18 protein-coding genes and 1 pseudogene are annotated in these 23024 nt (G+C 71.3%); 8 read left to right on the top strand and 11 right to left on the bottom strand.

What is annotated here, in order from left to right:
• Window positions 1-9: 9 nt before the first annotated feature.
• Together OG490_RS12860 and OG490_RS12855 are read right to left on the bottom strand one after the other, a co-directional pair.
• Window positions 10-3333, bottom strand: a complete 3324-nt coding sequence (locus OG490_RS12860) for a S8 family serine peptidase (protein ID WP_330296422.1) — start codon at window positions 3331-3333, stop codon at window positions 10-12.
• A 273-nt stretch (window positions 3334-3606) separates the two neighbouring features.
• Window positions 3607-4173, bottom strand: a complete 567-nt coding sequence (locus OG490_RS12855) for a CGNR zinc finger domain-containing protein (protein ID WP_330296421.1) — start codon at window positions 4171-4173, stop codon at window positions 3607-3609.
• Between the two features lie 141 nt (window positions 4174-4314).
• Between OG490_RS12855 and OG490_RS12850 the strand changes: the two genes are divergently transcribed.
• A complete protein-coding gene (locus OG490_RS12850) occupies window positions 4315-5196 on the top strand; it encodes a pyridoxamine 5'-phosphate oxidase family protein (RefSeq protein ID WP_330296420.1) in 882 nt (293 codons plus the stop codon).
• Between the two features lie 14 nt (window positions 5197-5210).
• On the opposite strand, the gene OG490_RS12845 is transcribed toward OG490_RS12850, so the two are convergent.
• On the bottom strand, window positions 5211-6170 hold the full coding sequence (locus tag OG490_RS12845) for a hypothetical protein (RefSeq protein ID WP_330296419.1): 960 nt from the start codon (window positions 6168-6170) through the stop codon (window positions 5211-5213).
• A gap of 288 nt (window positions 6171-6458) precedes the next feature.
• Window positions 6459-9014, bottom strand: a complete 2556-nt coding sequence (pepN, locus tag OG490_RS12840) for an aminopeptidase N (RefSeq protein WP_330296418.1) — start codon at window positions 9012-9014, stop codon at window positions 6459-6461.
• Window positions 9015-9123: 109 nt separating this feature from the next.
• Between pepN and OG490_RS12835 the strand changes: the two genes are divergently transcribed.
• Together OG490_RS12835 and OG490_RS12830 are read left to right on the top strand one after the other, a co-directional pair.
• Window positions 9124-9780 (top strand): mycothiol-dependent nitroreductase Rv2466c family protein, encoded by a 657-nt coding sequence (locus OG490_RS12835; RefSeq protein WP_330296417.1) that lies wholly within the window; start codon window positions 9124-9126, stop codon window positions 9778-9780.
• Window positions 9781-9822: 42 nt separating this feature from the next.
• Window positions 9823-10518, top strand: a complete 696-nt coding sequence (locus OG490_RS12830; protein WP_330296416.1) for a hypothetical protein — start codon at window positions 9823-9825, stop codon at window positions 10516-10518.
• 39 nt (window positions 10519-10557) lie between these two features.
• Here the strand turns inward: OG490_RS12830 and OG490_RS12825 are convergent, their stop codons facing one another.
• The 3 genes from OG490_RS12825 to OG490_RS12815 all read right to left on the bottom strand — a co-directional run bounded on the left by OG490_RS12825 (window position 10558) and on the right by OG490_RS12815 (window position 14312).
• A complete protein-coding gene (locus OG490_RS12825; RefSeq protein ID WP_330296415.1) occupies window positions 10558-11214 on the bottom strand; it encodes a superoxide dismutase in 657 nt (218 codons plus the stop codon).
• A gap of 163 nt (window positions 11215-11377) precedes the next feature.
• Complete coding sequence (locus OG490_RS12820) at window positions 11378-12799, bottom strand: amino acid permease (protein WP_330296414.1); 1422 nt, start codon at window positions 12797-12799, stop codon at window positions 11378-11380.
• A gap of 106 nt (window positions 12800-12905) precedes the next feature.
• Window positions 12906-14312, bottom strand: coding sequence for an amino acid permease (locus OG490_RS12815; protein WP_330296413.1), 1407 nt, complete (start codon window positions 14310-14312; stop codon window positions 12906-12908).
• A gap of 283 nt (window positions 14313-14595) precedes the next feature.
• On the opposite strand from OG490_RS12815, the gene OG490_RS12810 reads away from it, so the two are divergent.
• Window positions 14596-15186, top strand: a complete 591-nt coding sequence (locus OG490_RS12810) for a biotin transporter BioY (protein WP_330296412.1) — start codon at window positions 14596-14598, stop codon at window positions 15184-15186.
• A 10-nt stretch (window positions 15187-15196) separates the two neighbouring features.
• Here OG490_RS12810 and OG490_RS12805 read toward each other — a convergent pair whose 3' ends face one another.
• Entirely contained in the window at window positions 15197-15604 is a 408-nt protein-coding gene (locus OG490_RS12805; protein WP_330296411.1) for a hypothetical protein, read from the bottom strand.
• A gap of 102 nt (window positions 15605-15706) precedes the next feature.
• The gene (locus tag OG490_RS12800; protein WP_330296410.1) at window positions 15707-17146 is read right to left on the bottom strand and encodes an amino acid permease; all 1440 of its coding nucleotides are present in this window, start codon (window positions 17144-17146) and stop codon (window positions 15707-15709) included.
• 219 nt (window positions 17147-17365) lie between these two features.
• Here OG490_RS12800 and OG490_RS12795 point away from each other — a divergent pair, with 219 nt between their 5' ends.
• Together OG490_RS12795 and OG490_RS12790 are read left to right on the top strand one after the other, a co-directional pair.
• Window positions 17366-17851, top strand: a complete 486-nt coding sequence (locus OG490_RS12795; RefSeq protein WP_330296409.1) for a ribose-5-phosphate isomerase — start codon at window positions 17366-17368, stop codon at window positions 17849-17851.
• Window positions 17852-17931: 80 nt separating this feature from the next.
• Window positions 17932-18741, top strand: coding sequence for an Fpg/Nei family DNA glycosylase (locus tag OG490_RS12790; protein WP_330296408.1), 810 nt, complete (start codon window positions 17932-17934; stop codon window positions 18739-18741).
• 97 nt (window positions 18742-18838) lie between these two features.
• On the opposite strand, the gene OG490_RS12785 is transcribed toward OG490_RS12790, so the two are convergent.
• The gene (locus tag OG490_RS12785; protein ID WP_330296407.1) at window positions 18839-20074 is read right to left on the bottom strand and encodes a GNAT family N-acetyltransferase; all 1236 of its coding nucleotides are present in this window, start codon (window positions 20072-20074) and stop codon (window positions 18839-18841) included.
• 116 nt (window positions 20075-20190) lie between these two features.
• Here OG490_RS12785 and OG490_RS12780 point away from each other — a divergent pair, with 116 nt between their 5' ends.
• Both OG490_RS12780 and OG490_RS12775 read left to right on the top strand, forming a co-directional pair.
• A complete protein-coding gene (locus OG490_RS12780; RefSeq protein WP_330296406.1) occupies window positions 20191-21336 on the top strand; it encodes a PP2C family protein-serine/threonine phosphatase in 1146 nt (381 codons plus the stop codon).
• A gap of 150 nt (window positions 21337-21486) precedes the next feature.
• Window positions 21487-22302: pseudogene (locus OG490_RS12775) on the top strand (ABC transporter ATP-binding protein); the annotation flags it as partial.
• Between the two features lie 13 nt (window positions 22303-22315).
• On the opposite strand, the gene OG490_RS39175 reads toward OG490_RS12775, so the two are convergent.
• Window positions 22316-22915: a DUF4232 domain-containing protein gene (locus OG490_RS39175; RefSeq protein ID WP_443065797.1), complete on the bottom strand. Its 600-nt coding sequence runs from the start codon at window positions 22913-22915 to the stop codon at window positions 22316-22318.
• Window positions 22916-23024 lie beyond the last annotated feature (109 nt).

Below are 23024 nucleotides of genomic sequence, written 5' to 3'. Positions count from 1 at the left end.
GAACTGCCGTTACGGCAGGACCTTCTCGATCTGCACGCTGCCGGTGCCGGCGGCGGTGCCGCGGGCGTTGAGCAGCTTGACCTCGCCGAAGAACTGGCGGCCTTCCGGAGCGGCGCTGGAGACCAGCACGTTCGCGGAGACGGTCGCCGAGGCGCCGTTGGCGAGGTTGACCGCGGCGGCCTCGTCGACCTGGACGGTGCCCAGGGCGGCCGAGTAGTAGACGTCGCGGTAGTCGTACGTGGTGGACCCGGACGGGATCGCGTAGCCGATCACGTTGACGGTGTAGGTGCCCGCGGCCGGGTTGACCAGGCTCACGGCCTCCTCGGAGTCGCCGTCGGCGGAGGTGCCGACCTTGACGCCGTCCTTGTAGACCTCGAGGTCGAGGTCGGCGGCGGCGTCGGAGACGTTGCCGATCGCGACGTCGAGGCGGGAGACGCCCTCGCCGATGGTGATCTCGGTGGTCTGGGTCTCACCGGGGGCGATGGTCGGCTTGGCGACCTTCGCGGAGCCGAGCGGACCGCCCTGGAGCTTGCCACCGGAGATGGCCGCACCATCGTTCTTGACGGTCCACTGGACCGGCGCCGGGGTGCCCTGCTTGACCTCGGGCAGGACCTTGACCGCGGGGTCGAAGGCCGCGCCGAGCACGGAGACGTCCAGCTTGAACGGGTTGTCGAGCAGCGGAGACGTACGGCGCGACTCGACCTCGATCTCCCAGACGCCCGGCTGCGGGTTCGGGTACGAACGCAGGTCGGGGCGGCACTGGTTCGCCGGGTTGTCGTAGTTCGGGTAGCACTGGGTCGTCGCGCTGTCCTCGACGCCCACACCGTACGGGTGGATCGAGATGAAGCGCGTCTGGCTGCCCGGCTTCAGACCGCCGAGGGCGACCTCGAGGGTCTTGGCGCCCGCGGGGACGGTCACGAAGTACGACTTGTGGCTGTTGCGCTGCACGGACGAGGTGTCCGAGTAGGCGAACGACGGCTTCTCCAGCGGGGTGGAGACCACGACCGTGGAGAGGATCTGCTTGTCGACGCCCTCGGTGAAGGGGTTGTCGAGCTCCAGGATGCCGCTGTGGACGCCGGCCGACTTGGCCTTGGCCTCGACCTTGACGGTGACCGGCTTGTTCAGCGGCAGCATGACGAAGTCAGAGCCGAGGATCTTGAACGTACCGTCGTTGTTGCGCCAGCTGAGCAGCGTCGGGGTGCTGTACGTGGCGCCGGTGGTGCGGGTGACGACGACGTCGTAGACCTTCTTCTGGCCGACCTTCAGGCCGCCCTCGCGGTCGTAGACGCCGGTGCCGAAGCCCGGGGTCTTCAGGAACTGGTCGATCGCGGTGTCGACCGGGGCCTTGACGGTGTACTCGTCGGCCTTGGCGCCGCGCTGGATGGACTCCCACGCGCCGGGGATGTTGATGAGGCCCGCGCCCTGGGCGTGCGCCGGGACGTCGTCGATCTTCTTCGCGCTGCTGGTGAGCGCGACGCGCAGGTTCGCCGGGGTGAGGGCGATGTGGCGCTGCTTGGCGGCCGAGATCAGCAGGGCGGTGGCGCCCGTCGCCTGCGGCGAGGACATCGAGGTGCCCTGCAGCATCGAGTAGCCGGCCGGCAAGGTGTAGCCGGCCTCCTTCACCGGGGAGCCGGGCAGCCACGTCTGGGTGGTGTTGATGGACGCACCCGGGGCGGTGATCGTCGGCGTGAAGCCGCCGTCCTCACGCGGACCGCGCGAGGAGAAGGGGAACATGTTGTACTTCTTGGTCACGCCGGAGCCGTAGTTGGCGGCCCAGGTCTCCTTGGAGACCGCCGCGCCCACGGAGACGACCTTGTCCGCGAGGCCGGGGTCACCGATGGTGTTGATGCCGGGGCCCTCGTTGCCCGCCGAGATGACGAGCTGGACACCGTAGGTGTCGATGAGGTTCTTGTAGAGCTCGGAGCGCGCGTTGTTGCCGTCGTTCAGGGCCGGCAGGCCGCCGATCGACATGTTGACGATGTCCACACCGCGGTTGACGACGAGGTCGATCATGCCCTCGGTCAGCGCGATGTTGGTGCAGCCGCCGGACCAGGAGCAGGCGCGCGAGGAGACGATCTTGGCGCCGGGCGCCTCGCCGTTCATCGCGCCGCCGAACAGGCCGTTGGCGGAGGTGATGCCCGCGACGTGCGTGCCGTGCTCGGACTCGATGATGCCGATGTTGACGAAGTCGGCCTTCTTGCCGACCCAGTCACCACCCAGCGGGTCCATCGGGACGTCCTTGCGGATCTGGATCACGAACGGGATCCGCTCGGCGACCTCGGTCGCCGGGTTGTCCGTGCCGAAGTAGCCGATCTGGTAGCCGTCCTTGTACGGCTTCATCGGCTCGTTGTTCGTGAAGTCGTTGTCCTGGTCGGTGTCGACGCGGACGGTCCCGGCGACCGGGTCGTAGAGCATGCCGAACCGGTCGGTGGTGTCCCCGTCCCGGTTGACGTCGCCCTTCATGTCACCGGTGGCGGTGATCGACTCGGTGAAGCGGCTCCACTGGAACGAGCCCGCCGGAGCCTTCCAGCTCGCGCCGCCCGCGGTGAAGGTGCCACCGGTGACCGGGGTGATCTGGGCACGCCAGGTGGCGTCGCCGTCGGCGATCGGGTCGGTCGCGGTGACCCAGTCGACGATCTTGCGCTCGCCGGTGGTGGTCTTCTGGAGCGCGGGGTGACCGAGGTCGACGCCCGAGTCCAGGATGCCGATGGTCACGCCGCGGCCGTCGGCCGTCGGGTTCTTCTTGAGGAAGTCCAGCGAACCGGTCTCGAAGGACGGGTTGTACGGGTTCTTCGCGGGGGTGTTCTTGTCCGGCCCGGGGTAGGACCCGGGGGCGGGCTTCGCCGCGCCGGACTCCTTGCCCGCATCCGGACGGGGGTCCGGAAGCTGGATCTCCTGCCGCAGGTCGATGCCGTGCACGGAGGACAGCTTGGCGGCCGCCTTCAGTGCGGCCTCGGCCTTGTCGGTCGGCAGGGTGGCGCGGACGTAGCCGAGCTTGTCGTACGTCTGGCCCACCGAGGCGCCCTTGACGTCGTTGAGCTGCTTCGCCACCTGCTGGGTCTCGCCGGGGGCGGTCGCCAGCATGACGGTGACGGTCTTCTCGCCCTTGGACTTGGCTTCCTGCAGCAGCTCGACGTCGGCCGAACCGAGCTTCTCCTCGGCCGACTTCACCGCCGGGTTGGCCGTGGGTTTGGCCGGGGGGACGTCGGTGCCGGTCGCCGCGAAGACGGGCATGGCGCCGGTGGCCGCGAGAGCGACCACCAGGCCGGCCGCGGCCGCGACGCGCACGGCGCGCCGGGACACGGGTATGGAGCTGGGGGAGTCGAGGGTCATCAGCATCCCTGGCTAAGTGAAAGATACGGTCCGGATTTCGGTGCCGGATGACCGGTCAGCTTCGTGTAAGCGACAGCCCTTTGGGGAGAGTTGTCACCGATCGAGACATGACATGGCGGACTCCCGCCAGCTCACGGGATGTGCCAGGAGGTCCGTACCGGGACACAGCGGTACGGACCTCCTGGCTCAGAAATTGATTTATCGATTTCCCGACCATCTGTCAGGGCTGGAGTACGCCCCTGTCCCGGATCGGGTGTGACAACTTCGGGGCGGTCAGCGCTCGCGCGTGCGCGCGTAGTGCCGGGATGCTTTCGCCCGGTTTCCGCAGGCGGCCATCGAGCACCAGCGCCGGGTGCCGTTGCGCGAGATGTCGTGGAAGTGCAGGACACAGGTCTCGGAGGCGCACTTGCGGATCCGGTCCGGGGCGGATGTCAGCAGCTCCAGGTAGTCGCGGGCGGCCGTCCAGGCCGGACCCCATGTCGGGTCGTCGAACTCGGAGCGCTCGCCGGCGCCCTGCGCGGTCAGGGTGATCCGGATCCGGCCGTGTTCCAGGACGGCGTCGATCAGGGAGCGGGCGCTCGCGTCGGACGGGTCCGCGACCGCGCGGGCCAGTGCCTCGCGGGCGGTCAGCAGGTGCACCAGGGTGGCCGCGTCCGCGCGGAAGCGGCCGGCCAGTCCGGCGCTTTCCAGCCAGATCGCGAGCCCCTCGACGCGGGTGAGCCCGAAGGCCCCAGCGAAGAGGTCGGTGAGCTCGCCCTCGTGCATCCAGCGCGTGTTGATCAGGTCCAGGGCCACCGGTTCGCCGGTCAGGGGGCGGGGGTCCGTCGCCGGTGTCGCCATCTCTCGGTCCTCCTGGTGCCCGTCTCGCTAACCCCCTAAGCGTACGGGAACGGTTGACGGTTGCGACTCTAACCGTTAACTTTGTTTTAGAAGGTTGGATCGCTTGGATCGCCCGTGAGGGGCCTGTCGAAAGGACCAGCCATGCCCGAGTACCACTGGGGCTCATTGGCCGTACAGGAGCGGGTCGGCGTCCGCGAGGCCGCGGCCCATGTGGGCCGCTCGGTCGCACCGCGGATCAAGGAGGTCGCCGCGGCCTTCCTGGCGCAGCAGCCGCACCTGGTCGTCGGCGCCGCCGACGCGCACGGGCGGCTGTGGACCTCACTCCTGACCGGCGCCCCCGGTTTCGTGCGGGCCACCGCGCCGGACCGGATCGCGGTCGTCGGCGCGGTGCCGGACGGCGATCCGCTCGCCGGGGTGCTGGCCACCGGCGGTACCCGGGTCGGGACGATCTCCCTCGATCCGCGAACCCGGCGCCGGATGCGGCTCAACGGGACCCTCGAGGCGACCCCCGGCGGGTTCGCGATCACGGCGGAGCAGGTCTTCGCGAACTGCCCCAAGTACCTCCAGAAGCGGCAGCCTGTCCAGCTCGTCGCCGAAGGAGCCGGTGTCGTGCGGCGTGGGTACGCGCTCACCCCCGACCAGGAGCGGGCCGTCCGCGCCGCCGACACCTTCTTCGTCACCACCACCGCCGAGGCGGACAGGGTCGACGCGAGCCACCGGGGCGGGCTGCCGGGGTTCGTGGAGGTGTTGTCGCCGACCGAGCTGACCTGGCCGGACTATCCCGGGAACGCGATGTTCCTGACGCTGGGGAACCTGCTGACGGACGCGCGGGCCGGGCTGCTGTTCCCGGACTGGGAGAGCGGGGCGCTGCTCCAGCTCAGCGGCCGGGCGGAGACCGAATTCGGGCCGGGCGGGTCCCGCCGGGTCCGGTTCCGGGTCGAAGCGGTGGTGGAGAGCGTGCACCCGGGGCGGCTGCGGTGGAGCACCCCGGAGTACTCGCCCGCGAACCCGGCGCTGCCTTAGCCGTGGCCGCCGCCTCACCGGGGGAGTACGACGAGGTAGGCGGCCGGCTCGCGGTCGCCGGACGCGGTCAGGGCGGTGCGGACGACCGCCGCCTGCTGCTCGGGCCAGTCGCGGAGCTTGCGCGGGGTGATGTGCAGGACGGTCACCCCGCACCGCTCCAGCGTCTCCCGCTTGCGGACCGACTCCGACCACTCCTCGTCCTCGCCCTGGCGCGGGGCCCGGGTGTCGATCTCCAGGGCGACGGCCTGCTCGGGCCAGTACGCGTCGACCCCGCCGAGGTGCGGGCCGCCGGGCAGGCGCAGGTCCACGTTCCAGACCGGCTCGGGGAGGTCGAAGCCGCGTACGAGCTGGTACAGCCGGTCCTCGGCGATGGCCCGGCCCTCCGCGAGCAGGGATTCGACGGCGTCGACCACGTGCGGCCGGTTCAGCAGCCGGGCCACCGTCAGCTCCCGTACCACGGCGGCCGGTTCGCAGTGCCCGCCGCGGACGGCTTCGCTGAGCAGCCTGCGGACCGTACCGGCGTCGGAGAGCTGGGCGACGGCGTCGGCGACGGCTCGGGCCACGGGGGCGACGGGCAGGCCGTTGACCTCCATCGGCCGGGGCGGGGTGTGCGTCCGGACGATGCGGACCTGTCCGGCGGACCGCAGCCGGCGGGTGTTCGGGACGAGGACGTCGATGTGGGGGAGGCCGGCCAGGGCGGGGGCGGCGGAGAACCGGTACAGCGCGAGGGCGGCGAGCCCGGTGACCATGACCTCGTCGCCGCGCCGACCCGCGTACAGGAGCGCCGCGTGCAGCCGCTCCTCGCCGGTCGCGGGGCCGGAGTGGAGCAGGAACACCCCGGGCAGGATCTGCTGCCAGTCGCGGTCGGCGGCGTCGGAGGCGGAGACGCCGTGCTCGCGGAGCTGGGCCAGCGAGAGCACGCGGGGGCGGCTGCCGGTGAGGTGGGCGAGGGGGAGGGGTGCGTTGTGGTTCATGACGCGGTGATTCCCTCAGGCCATGGCCTTGCTAACCCCTGTTACACATCCGTCGGCAAATCGGGACAAGCCGGGGCTAAAGTACGGACGTTCGACTGCCGATGGAGTGCGCCGGTTCGCAGGCGCGGCGCCGCTCCCGGGGCTCCGCCCGGACCCCGCGCCTCAAACGCCGGCGGGGCTGGATATTGCCGCTGAGCGGCATCTTCCAGCCCGTCCGGCGTTTGAGGACCGGGTCCGGGCAGAGCCCGGTTTCGGGAAGGGGCGGGGTGGGGGAATGGCCCCGCAGGGCTAGCCCGCCGCGGTGTCGCAGGCCTGCGCCCGCAGGGCCCTGGCCAGGTCGTCCCGGGACTCCACTACCAGGCGGCGCAGAGCCGGGGCCACATCGGCATGCTCGGCCAGCCACGCGTCAGTGGCGTCCAGGGTCTCCTGGGAGCCCTGGAGCGACGGGTACAGCCCGCGCACCACGTCGATGCCGATCTGGATCGACCGGTCCGCCCACACCCGCTCGAGCACGGCGAAGTACGGCGCGACGAACCCGGCCAGCAGCCCCCGCTGCGAAGGCTGCTGCATCCCCGAGATCGTCGCCTCGACCAGCGCGTTCGACAGCGCGTCCGACTCCACGACGGCCGCCCAGGCCTGGTCCTTGACCGCGGCCGAGGGCCGCGCCGCCAGGCAGCGCACCTGGTGGCGCTTGCCCGACGCCGTGTCGTCCCGGGTCAGTTCGGCGGCCAGGACGGACTCGTCCACCGCGCCGTGCGCGGCGAGCGGCAGCAGGAAGTCCCAGCGCAGCTCCTGGTCCACCTCCAGCCCGTCGATCCGCGCCGAGCCCTCCAGCAGGCCCAGTAGCAGCTGGAAGTCGCCCTCGGTGGCCGCGCCCGCCGCGAAGAACCGGGCCCAGGTCAGCTGGTGCTCCGACCCCGGCTCGGCGAACCGCAGTTCCTGCAGCGCGCACGCGGCCAGCACCCGGCCGCCCTGCTCCCGCCACTGGGGGTCCGCGTAGTGGGTGACCGCGGACAGTGCCTGGGAGTGCAGCATCTGGAGCACGCCGACGTCGGTCTCCCGGCCCGCGTGGGCCAGTACGAGCGAGACGAAGTCCCGGGCCGGCATCAGCGCGTCACGGGTCAGGTTCCACAGCGCCGACCAGCACAGTGCGCGGGTCAGCGGGTCCGCCACCGAGCCCAGGTGGGAGCGGAGCGTGGCCAGCGAGTCCGCGTCGAAGCGGATCTTGCAGTAGGTGAGGTCGTCGTCGTTGACCAGGACCAGGGCGGGACGCTCCTGGCCGGCCAGTTCGCCCACCACGGTCCGGGCGCCGGCCACGTCGGCCTCGGCCCGTGCGTAGCGGACCAGCGCGCCGTCCGCGTCCAGCCGGTACAGGCCGACCGCGACCCGGTGGGGGCGCAGTTCGTCGCCGTCCTGGAGCACGGCCAGCTCGGTCACCCGGCCGCCCGCGTCGCAGGTCACCACCGGGGTCAGCGCGTTCACGCCGGCCGTCTGCAGCCAGGCCCGCGACCATTCGGCCATGTCCCGGCCGGAGACCTCCGCGAGCACCGACAGCAGGTCGTCCAGGGTGGTGTTCCCGTACGCGTTGGCCTTGAAGTAGCGCCGCGCGCCTTCGAGGAAGGCGTCCCGGCCCACGTACGCCACGAGCTGCTTGAGCACCGCCGCGCCCTTGGCGTAGGTGATGCCGTCGAAGTTCAGCTTCGCGTCCTCCAGGTCACGGATGTCGGCCGTGATCGGGTGCGTGGACGGCAGCTGGTCGGCGCGGTAGGCCCACGCCTTGCGGCTGTTGGCGAAGGTGACCCACGCCTGGTCGAAGCGGGTGGCCTCGACCAGCCCGAAGGAGCCCATGAAGTCCGCGAAGGACTCCTTCAGCCACAGGTCGTCCCACCACTTCATGGTGACCAGGTCGCCGAACCACATGTGCGCCATCTCGTGCAGGATGACGTTCGCGCGCCGCTCGTACGAGGCCTGCGTGACCTTCCCGCGGAAGATGTACTCCTCGCGGAAGGTCACCATCCCCGGGTTCTCCATCGCGCCCAGGTTGTACTCCGGCACGAATGCCTGGTCGTACTTCCCGAAGGGGTAGGGGTAGTCGAAGATCTCGTGGAACAGGTCGAAGCCCTGCTTGGTGACGAGGAACACGTCGTCCGCGTCGAAGTGCTTGGCCAGGCCCTTGCGGCACATCGCGCCGAGCGGGATCGTCAGGTCCCCGCGCGTGTAGGTGTCCGTCACGTAGTGGTACGGGCCCGCCACCACGCAGGTGATGTAGGTGGAGATCGGCGCGGTCTCGGCGAAGCGGCGGGTGTCGCCCTCGCGGGACTCCTCGGCGCCGTTGCTCCAGACCTGCCAGCCCTCGGGCGCGGTCACCTCGAAGCGGTACGGGGCCTTCAGGTCGGGCTGCTCGAAGTTGGCGTACACCCGCCTCGCGTCGGCCGGCTCGTACTGGGTGTAGAGGTAGACCTCGCCGTCCTCCGGGTCGACGAAGCGGTGCATGCCCTCACCGGTGCGGCTGAAGGCGCAGTTCGCGTCCACGACCAGGACGTTCTCGGCGGCCAGGCCGTCCAGCGCGATCCGGGCCCCGTCGAAGACGGCGGCCGGGTCCAGCTCGTGCCCGTTGAGGGTCACGGAGTTGACCGAGGGCGCGATGAGGTCCGCGAAGGTGGCGGCTCCCGGGGCGGCGGCCCGGAAGCGGACGGTGGTCACCGAGCGGAAGGTCCGGGGCCCGTCGGCCGGTTCGGCCTCGTCCACCGCGGACCTCAAGTCGAGGACCACCTCGTACCCGTCGACGGACAGCAGCTCGGCCCTCTCGCGGGCCTCGTCACGGGACAGATTCTCTCCGGGCACGTGCACTCCTTCGTGCGTGATCGCGATACCTGACCGAATCCTCCCATGGGGAATGCGTGTGCGGTCGGGGCGGTTGGGCAGGGAGGAACGTTCCGATCTGAGGAGAGACATGGCTGACACCCAGGACACCCAGGTGCGCGAGAAGACCCCGGTCGACTTCTGGTTCGACCCGCTCTGCCCCTGGGCCTGGATGACCTCCCGCTGGATGCTCGAGGTCGAGAAGGTCCGTGACGTCGAGGTGAGCTGGCACGTGATGAGCCTCGCCGTGCTGAACGAGAACAAGCTCGACGAACTGCCCGAGCGCTACCGCGATCTGCTCGGCCCCAAGGGCTGGGCCCCCGTGCGCGTGGTCGTCGCCGCCCAGCAGAAGTTCGGCGACGAGATCACCGGCAAGCTCTACACCGCGCTCGGCACCCGTTTCCACAACGAGGGCCAGGGCCCGACCCGCGAGGCGATCGCCGCGGCCCTGGACGAGGTGGGCCTGCCCGCCGAGCTGATCCACTACGCCGACTCCGACGAGTACGACGAGGTCCTGCGCGACTCGCACAACGAGGGCATCAACCGCGTCGGCCAGGAGGTCGGCACCCCGGTGATCTCGGTGCCCGGCGCCGACGGTGAGGAAGTGGCCTTCTTCGGCCCCGTCGTCACCCCGGCCCCGCGCGGCGAGGCCGCCGCCCGCCTCTGGGACGGCACCCTGCTGGTCGCCTCCACCCCCGGCTTCTACGAGATCAAGCGCACCCGTACCCAGGGCCCGATCTTCGACTAGGTTCGACTAGCAGCGGTCCGCTTCCTCCCTTAACGTCCCCCTATGGGGACCAGCCCGGCACAGGAGGAACCGCTCGGTCGCAGTGGCGGCCGGGCGGAGCCCGCGATACCGAACGACAACGCCGCGCACGCCAGCCTGCCCGCACGCCCCCGAGACCGGGTGCTGCGGGCAGCTTGCGTAGCGGTGCCCCCGCTGTGGGCGGCCCTCGGCGTCCGGCACGCCGCCGGCACCCTGCGGCACTACCTCCGGGGCACGGGCCGCCCGTACCGGGTCGACGCGCGGGCGCTGCTCGCGGTACCCGTCGTACGGGAAGAGGTGGACGCCCGGCTCGCAGAGTGGCGGGCGGCCGCCGGGGCCCTGGGCGAGCCGGGCGCGTACGCGGCGGACAGCGGCTGGCGCGGGGTGCTGATCGGCCGGCGGGCCGGTGCGGGAGGCAGCGCGGACTGGTGGCTGGCGCTGCGCGGGGCCCAGTACCGGATCAGCGGCACGGTACGGGTCCACGAGGACGGGTCCGTGGTGAGCGACTACCGCTTCCAGGTGCACAAGAGCTGGAACTTCGACCGCGGGGAGTCGGAGTTCGGCATCCCCTTCGGCCCGTTCGCGCGGTTGCACGAGACGGGGCTGGCCCGGGAGTTCACGGCGGTCGGCGAGGTGGACGGCCTGGTGGACGCAGTAGGCCCCCGCGAGTCACGTCCTCGCGGGGGCCTTCTGGTGGACACGCCCGCCGGTGAAGGTTGAGAAGACGATCACGAGGCGGACGGGCTCTGGTGGCGGCGATCAGCCCTTGGCGGGGATCAGCAGCGGGGTGTTCGCCTTGGCGTCGGCGTAGCGCCCGGCCACGTCCTGCCAGTTGACGACCTTCCACATCGCCTCGATGAAGTCCACCTTCTGGTTCTTGTACTGCAGGTAGAAGGCGTGCTCCCAGGCGTCGAAGACCAGGATCGGAGTGCTGGCGACGCCGACGTTGCCCTGGTGGTCGTAGATCTGCTCGACGAGCAGGCGGCCGCTGACGGGCTCGTACGCGAGCACGCCCCAGCCGGAGCCCTGGGTCGCGGAGGACGCGAAGGTCAGCTGCTTGCGGAACTTCGCGAAGGAGCCGAAGGACTCGGTGATCGCGTCGGCCAGCTCGCCCAGGCCGTCGGCCGCGGTGGGCTCTCCGCCGCCCTCGCCGGTCTTCGGGCTGGCCATGTTGTGCCAGTAGATGCTGTGGAGGATGTGGCCGGAGAGGTGGAACGCGAGGTTCTTCTCCAGGCCGTTCAGCGCGCCCCAGTTCTCCTTGTCGCGCGCCTCCTCCAGCTGCTCCAGCGTGGTGTTGGCGCCCGTGACGTAGGCCGCGTGGTGCTTGTCGTGGTGCAGCTCGATGATCTGCGGGTTGATCACCGGCTCGAGAGCCGCGTAGTCGTAAGGAAGCTCAGGAAGCGTGTAGATGGCCATGCGTGTGATCCGGTCCCCTCGGCGTGCCAACTGCTTATTGCAATTAATGCGCAACTGCACGCTAGCAGCATCTGATCAAGGGGTGGCGTAAGGGGTCCCGGAGACGACGAAGGCGCGCCCCGTGCCTTCGCACGGGGCGCGCCTGTGTCGTCTCCGGGGCAGGTCAGGCCCTGGCCGCCGCCCGGCGCTGCATCACGTACCCCGTGACGGCCAGTGCGAGGGTCAGGCCGCCGGTGAAGACGAGCTGGACGCGCGTGTCGTCGCCCATGGCCATCAGGACCAGGACCCCGGCCAGTCCGGCCAGCGCGACCCAGGTCAGATACGGGAAGCCCCACATCTTCACGACCAGCTTCTCGGGGGCCTCGCGCTCCATGCGGCGCCGCAGCACGAACTGCGAGACGGCGATGAAGCCCCAGACGACGAGGATGACGCCGCCGACCATGTTCAGCAGCCAGGCGAAGAGGGTGTCCGGATACCAGTAGGACAGCAGCACGGTGACGAAGCCGAAGCCGGAGGAGGCGAGCACGGCGCGGCGCGGCACCCGGCCCGTGACCTTGCCCAGGGCCTTGGGGCCCTGGCCGCGGGAGACGAGGGAGTAGGCCATGCGCGAGGAGCCGTAGATGTTCGCGTTCATCGCGGACAGCAGGGCGATCAGGATGACCACGTTCATGACCTGGCCGGCGTGCGGGATGCCCAGGTGGTCCAGGGTGGCCGCGTACGGGCCCTCGGTGGTGACCGCCGGGTCGTTCCACGGCAGCAGCGTGACGATGACCAGCATCGAGCCGACGTAGACGATTGCGATCCGCCACATGGTGGTCTTCACGGCCTTGGCCACGCCCCGGACCGGGTTGTCGGACTCGGCGGCCGCGATGGTCACCGTCTCCAGACCGCCGTACGCGACGACGGAGGCGAGCAGGCCGACCAGCAGCCCGTCCACGCCGTTGGGCAGGAAGCCGCCGTCGTGCAGCAGATTGGCGGAGCCGGGGGAGTCGGTGCCGGGCAGCAGGCCCAGGACGGCCAGGACGCCGAGGCCCAGGAAGAGTCCGATGGCGCCGATCTTCAGGGTGGCGAACCAGAACTCGAACTCGCCGAAGTTGGAGACGGCGGCCAGGTTGGACCCGCAGAAGAGCGCCATGAAGATCAGCACCCACATCCACGAGGGGGTGCCCGGGAACCAGCCCGTCATGATGTGCGCCGCGCCGATGGCCTCGATGGCCACGCCCACGCACAGCAGGGTCCAGAACATCCAGCCCGCCGTGAACCCCGCCCACGGGCCGATGGCCCGGTCCGCGTGGACCGAGAAGGAGCCGGAGGCGGGGTTGGCGGCGGACATCTCGCCGAGCATCCGCATCACGAACATGACGAGCAGGCCGGAGGCGGCGTAGGCGAGCACGATCGAGGGGCCGGCGGCCGCGATGCCGGCGCCGGAGCCCACGAAGAGGCCGGCACCGATGACTCCGCCGAGGGCGATCATCGAGAGGTGGCGCTGCTTGAGTCCGTTGCCGAGTGGCGAGGAACCGCCGGATCCGGCGTCGGGCTTCGCGGGGCTCTGCTGCTCGGGCGGGGTCAGGGTGCTCTGGCTCATGGAGTGGTGCCTGTCCGGTGTGCGGGTGGACGGGGTGAGGTGTCCCATTCTGCCCACTGTCCGGTTATCGGACATTCGCTGTCCAAGATCCGGACACCGGGCTCGCTCAGGGGCGAACAGCCCGCTTCTCCCGCAGCTCACGGATCCACGCCACCAACAGCACCGCGGCCGCCGCTCCCGAGGACCACAGCAACTGCGGCCGCGCCGAATCGTCGAACAACATCAGCACCAGCACCGTGGCCATCGCGATCAGCGCCGCCCAGGTCGCGTACGGGAAGAGCCACATCGGCAGCGTCAGCCGCTCCGGCATGTCCCGCTCGATCTTCCGGCGCAGCTTCAGTTGCGAGACCGCGATCAGCACCCACACGAAGAGCAGCACCGCGCCCACCGCGTTGAGCATGTAGAGGAAGATCGTGTCCGGCCACAGCAGGTTCAGCACCACCGAGACGAACCCGAAGGCCACCGAGGCGACGACCGCCCGGCGCGGCACCCCGCCGGGCGAGACCTTCAGCAGGGCCTTGGGCGCCTCGCCCCGCTCCGCCAGCGAGAACACCATGCGCGAGGACCCGTACAGGTTGGCGTTGAGCGCCGACAGCAGGGCCACGAAGATCACGACGTCCATGATCTGGCCGGCGTGCGCGATGCCGATCGAGTCGAGGACCGCCACGTACGGGCTCTGCCCCGGCTCGAGGGAATCCCACGGCAGCAGGCTCACGATGACCAGCATCGAGCCCACGTAGAAGAAGAGGATGCGCCATACGGCGCTGCGCACCGCGCGGGCCACGGACCGGGCCGGGTCGTCCGACTCGGCGGCCGCGATGGTGACGACCTCCAGGCCGCCGAAGGCGAAGACGACGGCCAGCATGCCGGCCACCACCCCGCTCGCCCCGTTCGGGAAGAACCCGCCCTGGCCGGTCAGATTGGCCATGCCGACCGGATCGGTGTCAGGCAGGAAGCCGAAGACGGCCAGCGTGCCGAGGATCAGGAACAGCACGATCGCGCCGACCTTGAGGGCGGCGAACCAGAACTCGAACTCGCCGAAGTTGCGCACCGCGGCCAGGTTGCTCACGGTGAAGACCACCATGAACAGGAGCACCCAGACCCACTGGTCCACCGAGGGCAGCCAGCCGCTGGCGATCTTCGCCGCCGCCGTCGCCTCCACGGCCAGCACCACGACCAGCAGGAACCAGTACAGCCAGCCCGCCGAGAAACCGGCCCACCGGCCGAGCGCCTTCTCCGCGTAGACGGAGAAGGAGCCGGAGGCGGGCATCGCCGCCGACATCTCACCCAGCGCCCGCATCACCAGCATCGCCAGGACGCCCGCGAGCAGGTACGAGCAGATGATCGCGGGACCCGCGATGGTGATCCCCGCGCCGGAGCCGACGAACAGCCCGGCGCCGATCACACCGCCGAGGCCCAGCATGGTCAGGTGGCGCTGCTTGAGGCTGTGGCTCAGGGGTTCCGGTGGCAGGTCGTCCACGGGGGAGGGCGGTTCGGGCAGGCGGTCGCGCATGAGGGGTGCTCGTACTCTCTGTGGCCTGGTGGCGGTGGGGGCCGCGAGGATTGGAGGGACCCCACAGTCTCCCCGCACAGCGTCCATCCGCGCAAAACGGACGACCGGTGGCTAGTGGGTCGTGATACGGATCACTTCAACTCGGGCGTCGGACCGGGTCTTTGTGCACTCCCCACCAAACCGGGGAGCGAGGCTTTGTCCCGGGCGACGCTGGGGCGGCGCCGGTCCCCGCACTAACGTCGGTGATCGTCCCTCTCACCACGATCTTCGCGGAGCCCCCGTCATGAGCACTGCTTCCGTCTCCTTCCGGCCCGGCGCCGTCCTCGCCGACCTGCTGCCCGCGTCCGCGAGCCGCGTCCGCGACATCGCGCTCGTCGCCGGCGGAGCCGCGCTCACCGGTCTGGCCGCGCAGATCGCCGTGCCCGTCCCCGGCTCCCCGGTCCCCGTCACCGGCCAGACCTTCGCCGCGCTCCTGGTGGGCACCGCCTTCGGCGCCCGCCGCGGCTTCCTCTCGCTCGCCCTCTACGCCCTGGCCGGCATGGCCGGCGTGCCGTGGTTCGCGGGCGGCACCTCCGGCGCGGGCGGGGCCTCCTTCGGCTACGTGCTCGGCATGCTGCTCGCCGCCACCGTCGTCGGCGCCCTCGCGCGGCGCGGCTCCGACCGCTCGGTCCTGCGGACCGCGGGCACGATGGTGCTGGGCTCCGCCGTCATCTACGGGGTCGGCGTCCCCTATCTCGCGCTGTCCACCGGGATGTCCTTCGGCGCGGCTGTCGCGGCGGGGCTGACGCCCTTCCTGATCGGCGACGCGCTCAAGGCCGCGCTGGCGATGGGCCTGCTGCCGGCCGCCTGGAAGCTGGTGGGCCGCCGCGGCTGAGCCCATGGGCTCACGGACCCGGTGCCGGCGCCCCGGCCCGGGCGGCGGCCGCCTCGATCAGGGTCCAGCCGTCGAGTTCCACAGGACCGCGCTCATCGGGCCGCCATCCGCGGGCCATGGCCTCGTCCAGCAGGGCCCGTACGGCGCCCGGTTCGTGCAGGTTGAGGTCGGAGCCCCGGGTGAAGCCCACATCCCCGGAACCCAAGGGGGCCCCGCCCGGGACGTACCGGCCGGGGCCTTCGGCGAAGACGATCCGCAGCGGGCCGCCGGTGCCCGACGGCTGCGGGGACAGGGTGAGGGTCTGGCGGCAGTCCACGGCCCGGCCGTCCCCGTCCCTGCGGTGACGGTGGCGCATCGTCCACATGTACACGCGCCCGTCGGCCACCAGCCGGCGGGGCTTCTTTTCGTTGCGGGGCACGGGGTCGAGGGTACGGGGCCCCGCGCACCGGACCCGGACGGCGGCAGCCCCGGACCGTGAGCACGGTCCGGGGCTGCCGCCGTCGTTCCTACGGGGCCGCGATCACGCGGCGAGGCGCGCGGCGGCCTTGCGGCGCACGTCGCGGACCACGCCGATGGCGATCACCACGGCCGCCACCAGCAGCGACAGCATGACGGTCTCGCGGTTGTCCTTGTCGTAGACCATGTAGCCCAGGACGAAGGTGATCATCGCAGCGGTGGCCCAGGTCAGGTACGGGAAGAACCACATCTTCACCGTCACCTTCTCCGGAGCCTCGCGCATCAGGATTCCGCGCATCCGCAGCTGGGTCAGGCAGATCACCAGCCACACGAACAGCGCGATCGCGCCCGAGGCGTTCAGCAGGAAGCTGAAGACCGTGTCCTTGAAGGCGTAGTTGAAGTAGACGGCGACGAAGCCGAAGACCACCGAGCCCAGGATCGCGGCCGTGGGCACACCGCGCTTGCTCACCTTGGCGAAGGCCTTGGGGGCATCGCCGCGCTCGCCCAGCGAGAAGGCCATGCGGGAGGCGGTGTACAGGCCCGAGTTCAGGCAGGACAGCACGGCCGTCAGCACGATCACGTTCATGATCTGTCCGGCGTGCGCGATGCCGATCGAGTCCAGGGCGGCGACGTACGAGCCCTTTTCGGTGATCGACTTGTCGTTCCACGGCAGCAGGGTCAGGACGATGAAGATCGAGCCCAGGTAGAAGACGCCGATCCGCCAGATCACCGAGTTGGTGGCCTTGGTGACCGCGCGCCGCGGGTCCTCGGACTCGCCGGCGGCCAGCGTGACGATCTCGCTGCCCATGAAGGAGAAGACGACCATCAGCACACCGGTGAGGACCGAACCCCAGCCGTTCGGCATGAACCCGCCGGTGTCGGTGAGGTGCGCGAAGCCCGCGCCCGGGTTGTCCGAGCCCGGCAGCACGCCGAAGACGGCCAGCATGCCGATGACCACGAAGCTGCCGATGGCGACGACCTTGATGCCGGCGAACCAGAACTCGAACTCGCCGTACGAGGCGACCGAGCCGAGGTTGGTGACCGTCAGCACGGCCATCACGATCAGGGCCCAGGCCCACTGCGGGACGGCCGGCACCCAGCCTTCGAGGATCACGGCCCCGGCGGTGGCCTCCACGGCCAGCACGACGACCCAGAAGAACCAGTACAGCCAGCCGATGGAGAATCCGGCCCAGCGGCCGAGCGCGCGGTCGGCGTACGCGGAGAAGGACCCGGAGTTCGGGCTGGCCGCGGCCATCTCGCCCAGCATCCGCATGACGAAGACGACCATCGCGCCGACGAGCGCGTAGGAGATCAGGATGGCGGGACCGGTCTTGGCGATACCGCCGCCGGAGCCGACGAAGAGGCCGGCGCCGATGACGCCGCCGATGGCGATCATGGACAGGTGGCGGTTCTTGAGACCGGCCTTCAGGCCATCGGAGGGCTGGGCGGAACCGGGTTCACCGGTCGGGTCGCCTGCCTTCTGCAGGGTCGTCATGGAACTCATGGACGGATCCTTAGGTTCTCGGGGTGCGAGCCCGGGCATTCAAACCTGAGATGAACGCAGGGCGGAAGACCCCAATCCGGATCGTTGCGATGGGGCGAACGTCCAGGACCTTGGTCCTACCGTGTCCCATCTGCGTCCTTTGGGTTTACTTGAGCTTTAGAAGTGACTTACGCGACACCCGCTGCGGCCCGCCGGGGGCGCTCGTGCCACACTCGACCCATGCGCGTGTACCTCGGATCCGACCATGCCGGCTTTGAGCTCAAGAACCACCTGGTGGACTGGCTCAAGAACAACGGCCACGAGCCCGTCGACTGCGGGCCCCACATCTACGACGCGGTGGACGACTACCCGCCGTTCTGCCTGCGCGCCGCGGAGCAGACCGCCGCGGACGCCGACGCCCTCGGCATCGTGATCGGCGGCTCCGGCAACGGCGAGCAGATCGCCGCGAACAAGGTCAAGGGCGTCCGCGCCATCCTGGCCTGGAGCGTCGACACCGCGAAGCTCGGCCGCGAGCACAACAACGCCAACGTCATCTCGGTCGGCGGCCGGATGCACACGCAGGACGAGGCCGTCTCCTTCATCGAGGCGTTCCTGGCGACCCCGTACTCCGGCGAGGAGCGTCACACCCGGCGCATCGACATGCTCTCCGCCTACGAGACCACCGGCGAGCTGCCCCCGATCCCGGCGCACCACCCGCAGGGCTGATCCCGCTTTCCGGCCGCGACGCCTTCCGGGGCGGCGCGGCCGGTTTTTCTTTTCCCGTCGGCTTTCCGAGGAGTCCCGCCGTGCCCGAGGGGCATACGATCCACCGCCTCGCCGAGGACCACCTCGACCGGTTCGCCGGCCGCGAGGTCTCCGTCAGCAGTCCCCAGGGCCGGTTCGCCGAGAGCGCCGCCCTGCTCGACGGGCGGATCCTGGACGGTGCCGAGGCGCACGGCAAGCACCTCTTCCTGGCCTTCGAGGGCGGGGACTGGATCCACATCCACCTCGGACTGTTCGGCAAGTACGCCCTCGGCACGCCCCCGGTGCCCCCGCCCACCGACACGGTCCGGCTGCGCATCGCCAACGGCGACCACTACTCGGACCTGCGCGGCCCCACCACCTGCGCGCTGATCGCGGACGGCGAGAAGAAGGCGATACACGAGCGCCTAGGCCCGGACCCGCTGCGCCCGGCCGACGACCCGGACCGCGCCTGGGCCCGGATCTCCCGCTCCCGCACCACCGTCGCCGCCCTGCTGATGGACCAGAAGATCGTCGCGGGCGTCGGCAACGTCTACCGCGCCGAGGTGCTCTTCCGGCACGGCATCGACCCGTACCGCCTGGGCAAGGACCTGGCCCGCCGCGAGTGGGACGCGATCTGGGCCGACCTGGTGCTGCTCATGCGCGAGGGCGTGCGCAACAACCGGATCGACACCGTGCGCGACGAGCACCTGCCGGAGGCCATGGGCCGCCCGCCGAGGGTGGACGACCACGGCGGCGAGGTGTACGTCTACCGGAGGGCGAACATGCCCTGCCACATCTGCGGGGGCGAGATCCGCACCGCCGGTCTCGCCGCCCGCAACCTCTTCTGGTGCCCGGGGTGCCAGGGCCGCTAGACGACCCGGCCGCGGGAACGGGAGCGGGCGGTGCAGCCCGGCGGCGCCGGAGGCCCACCGGGCGCCCCGGGTCCGAGCCGGCCGGGCCGCCGCCGCGCTAGAAGCCGTGCGGCAGCCAGGGGGCCACGTCGCCGGCGAAGCCCCGTGACGCCGCCATGAGCGCCCCCGCGCGGACCTCGCGCACCAGGCCGGCCGCGGCCAGCGAGTTCAGGGTGGTCCCGCCCAGATACGCCGCCCCGAGCTCCCGAACCGACAGTTCCAGGTCGGCCGGGTCCTCCGTCCGGGTACAGGTGGCGGGCCCGTCCGCGTCGGCGGACAGCCGCCAGCGCCCCGCGTTCCACGGGCAGAACGCGTCCTCGACCTCCAGCACCACGTCCAGCGCAGCCCCGTAGGTCCGCGCGGACAGCGCCGCGGGCAGGTCCACGAGCCGCACGTGCAGCGAGTCGCGCAGCCGCGCCCGCGTCCGCCGGACGTCGGAGACCAGGTGGAGCAGCGCATCGTCCGCCGGCCGCTTGTTGGCCCGGACGGTCCAGGTCAGGTCGATGGAGAACACGTACTGCCACAGCGCCGCGTACGCCGCCGGGTCGAGCGCGTCGAGATCGGCGACGTCCACCTTGCCGTCCGAGCCGGACAGCTCCCAGTCGTCCTTGACCCGGTAGCGGGCGTACCCGACCACCTCGCCGTCCGCCCGCTCCGCGACCACGCACTTCAGCGGAGACGCGCCGTTGCGGGAGGACTCCGGGTCCAGCAGCGCCTGCTGCTCCCAGCCCGGCTGCCGGGCCGGCATCCCGGGGCGGCCCGCGACCAGCGCCGCGTAGACCCGCTCGCAGTCGGCCAGAGCCTTGCGCGGATCGACCAGCCGCAGCCGTACGCCGTCGGTCCCCGGCGGCACGGAAAGCCGTACGCGGGTGGTGTCGATCTCCACCGACATCGAGTACGCGCCCGTGCCGTAGCCGAAGCGCCCGTAGATCGCCGGATCCGAGGCCGTCAGCACGGCGAGCGGTTCACCACCCGCACGGACGTCGTCCAATTGCCGGCGCATCAGCGAAGTCAGCACCCCCCGCCTGCGGTGGGTGGGGGAGACGCCCACCATCGTGACACCGGCGGCGGGCACGAGCGCCCCGCCCGGCACGGAGAGGCGGAAGGAGAAGGCCCCGGCCGCGCCCACGCAGGTCTCCCCGTCCCAGACTGCGAGGGAGCGCTCCGTCTCGGTGAGTGATTTGTACAGCTCCCGCTCCTCAGCGGATTCCGGCACCCCACCGAACGCCAGTTCCAGATGGTCGTACCAGACATCCCACTCATCAGCTTGCAAAACGCGCATCTCAAGAGCCATACGGCCATCCCTATCAGGGCAATCCGTCCCGGTCGATCTCTTTTCGGTTGCCGATGGGCCCATCTCAGGGGGTACCCCTGCGCGCGCACAGCCAGGATGGATAGGGTCCCGAAGCAATGGCCGGAGCACACGTGGAGACTCTCCTGGCCCGGACGCGCATGCTGTCGCACCGGGCCCGCACCGCCCTGCGCAAATCCGCCGTCGACTACTTCCGCGGCGACGCCTCCGACTGGCTCGCCTTCGGCGGACTGCTGCTCACCATCCCCGCCATCGCCTGCGGCACCCTGATGCTGCCGGTCTGGTTCTCGCCCTCCGCGCTGGTCCTGCCGATCGTCGCGGGCGGCCTGCTGCTGCGCCCCGCCAGCCTCCTCGCCCTGTACGCGGCCTCCGCGGCCGCGCTCATCGTCGAAGCCCTGGTCCTCGGTCCGTACACCCAGGGCCCCGCCCGGGTCACCCCCGGCACCGTGCTGGTCGTCGCCGCCTGCGGATTCTTCGGACTGGTCATCGCCCAGTTCCGCAGCCGCGTCGGAGTGCCCTGGCGGCGCGGCGGCACCATGCTCTTCGACCTGCGCGAACGCATCCGGGTCCAGAGCAAGCTGCCCGCCCTTCCGCGCGGCTGGCACCGCGAGATGGCCCTGCGCCCGGCCGGCGGCCAGTCCTTCTCCGGAGACTTCGTCGTCGCCGCCCGCACCAACGGCGGCCGCACCCTGGAGATCGTCCTCACCGACGTCTCCGGCAAGGGCATGGAGGCGGGCTCCCGCGCCCTCCTCCTCTCGGGCGCCTTCGGCGGCCTCCTCGGCGCCCTCCCACCGCACGGCTTCCTGCCCGCCGCCAACGGCTACCTGCTCCGCCAGGACTGGGACGAGGGCTTCGCCACCTCCATCCACCTCGTCCTCGACCTGGAAACCGGCGACTACGAACTCCTCTCCGCCGGCCACCTGCCCGCCCTCCAGCTCAGCGCGGGCACCGGCCGCTGGCAGGAAGTCTCCGGCGAGGGCCCCCTGCTCGGCGTCTACGACGGAGCCGAATTCGTACCGGCCCAAGGGAACCTGCGGCGCGGCGACGTCCTGATGCTCTTCACCGACGGCCTCGTCGAGACCGCCGAACGCGACATCAGCGAGGGCATGGACCGCCTCACCGGCGAGGCCGACCGCTACGTCGCCGCCGGCTGGGAAGGCGCGACCTGGCACCTGATCGAAAAGGTCGCCAAGGACGTCAACGACGACCGCGCGCTGCTCCTGATCCGCCGCGCGCCCTTTTAACGCGCCGCTCGCACGGCTCGGCCCTGCGGGGTCGGGTTTACCCCACCACCGGTCCGCCGGCTTCCGCCATGGTCACCGCCCCACCGCCCTCCGTAGCGTCGTGGACACGATCACCACCGGGTGGTCGACCGGCACGGAAGGCGGCACACCATGGGGCTCCGGCGCAGCAAGCGGCAGGCCGACCAGCAAACGCGGCAGCCCGGGCAGACCGGCCAGGCCCACGACCCCGCCGCCGCCGTCGAGCTGCGCGGGGTCCGGCGGAGGTACGGCCGCGGCCCCACCGCGGTCCACGCGCTGCGCGGGATCGACCTCAGCCTGCCCCGCGGCAGCTTCACCGCCGTGATGGGCCCCTCCGGCTCCGGCAAGTCCACCTTCCTCCAGTGCGCCGCGGGCCTGGACCTCCCCACCGAGGGCTCCGTCCGGCTCGGCGGCACCGAGATCACCGGCATGAACGAGAACCAGCTCACCGAGCTCCGCCGCAGCCGCCTCGGCTTCGTCTTCCAGGCCTTCAACCTGCTGCCCTCCCTCACCGTCGAGCAGAACGTCCTGCTCCCGATGCGCCTGGCCGGCGGCCGTCAGGACACCGCGCGCGCCGCCGACCTGCTCGCCCGCGTCGGCCTCGAGGGCAAGGGCAGGCGCCGACCGGCCGAACTCTCCGGCGGCCAGCAGCAGCGCGTGGCCATCGCCCGCGCCCTGGTCACGCGCCCCGACGTGGTCTTTGCCGACGAGCCCACCGGAGCCCTCGACACCACCACCGCCTCCGAGGTGCTCGGCCTGCTCCGCACCGCCGTGGACTCCCTCGGCGCCACCGTGGTCATGGTCACGCACGACCCGGCCGCCGCCGCCCACGCCGACCAGGTGCTCTTCCTCGCCGACGGCATGATCGCGGACCGGCTCCCGCGCAGCTCCGCCGCCACGATCGCGGCCCGGATGACCACGCTCACCGCCGCCCCACGGACGGCCACAACCGTCAACGGCCTCACCGCGCGAGCGCAGTCCAGGGCCCGATCCCGAGCTTCCCCGTGTTCCCCAGATCAACCGGCCGGGTCAGCCGCAGCACCAGCTTCGGCGCACCCGGCCGGGGGACGACCTCCAGCACCCACCCCTCCGTCGCGACCACGTCCGTCTCGGTGACCAGGTTGCGCCACACCATCGGCACATACGCGGACTGCCCCGGCGCGATGACCACCTCCTGCGGGGGAGCGTCCACGTTCGGGGCCCCGGTGGTGATGCCCGCCGCGCCGCGCGCCACGGTCACCTCCACGGGCGCCTGCGCCTTGTCGAGCAGCCGCAGCTGGGGATACCCCTCCACCACGTAGGGTCCGGTCCCGCAGTTGACCAACTGCACGGACTCCGCCCGCAACCCCATGGCGGCGTTCCCGTCCCCCTCGACCAGCCGCACCCCGCCCTCGGGGCACGCCTCACCGGCCGAAGAGGCCCCCGCCCGAGGCCCGCCCGAGGGGGTGCCGGCGGTCGGCCCCGGCGCCGCCGGAGGTGCCGGTGGGGTGTCGCACCCCGCCAGCACCGTCACCAGAACTCCCGCCCCGCCCAGGGCCCGCCCCCACCGTCTCCAGGTCATCCCCCGACCCTACGGCGCGGCGGATCCGGCCCGCCGGGGTCCGCGGCCCGGCGTCCGGGCCACTCGCCCCCGATTGGCCGGTCCGACGCCCTCGCGGGGCGCCTAACCT

This window comes from Streptomyces sp. NBC_00503, from assembly GCF_036346895.1.
In the GTDB taxonomy this organism is placed as follows: domain Bacteria; phylum Actinomycetota; class Actinomycetes; order Streptomycetales; family Streptomycetaceae; genus Streptomyces.
Note: the sequence above shows the minus strand (reverse complement) of the source record. Positions and strands in the feature narration are given on the sequence as shown.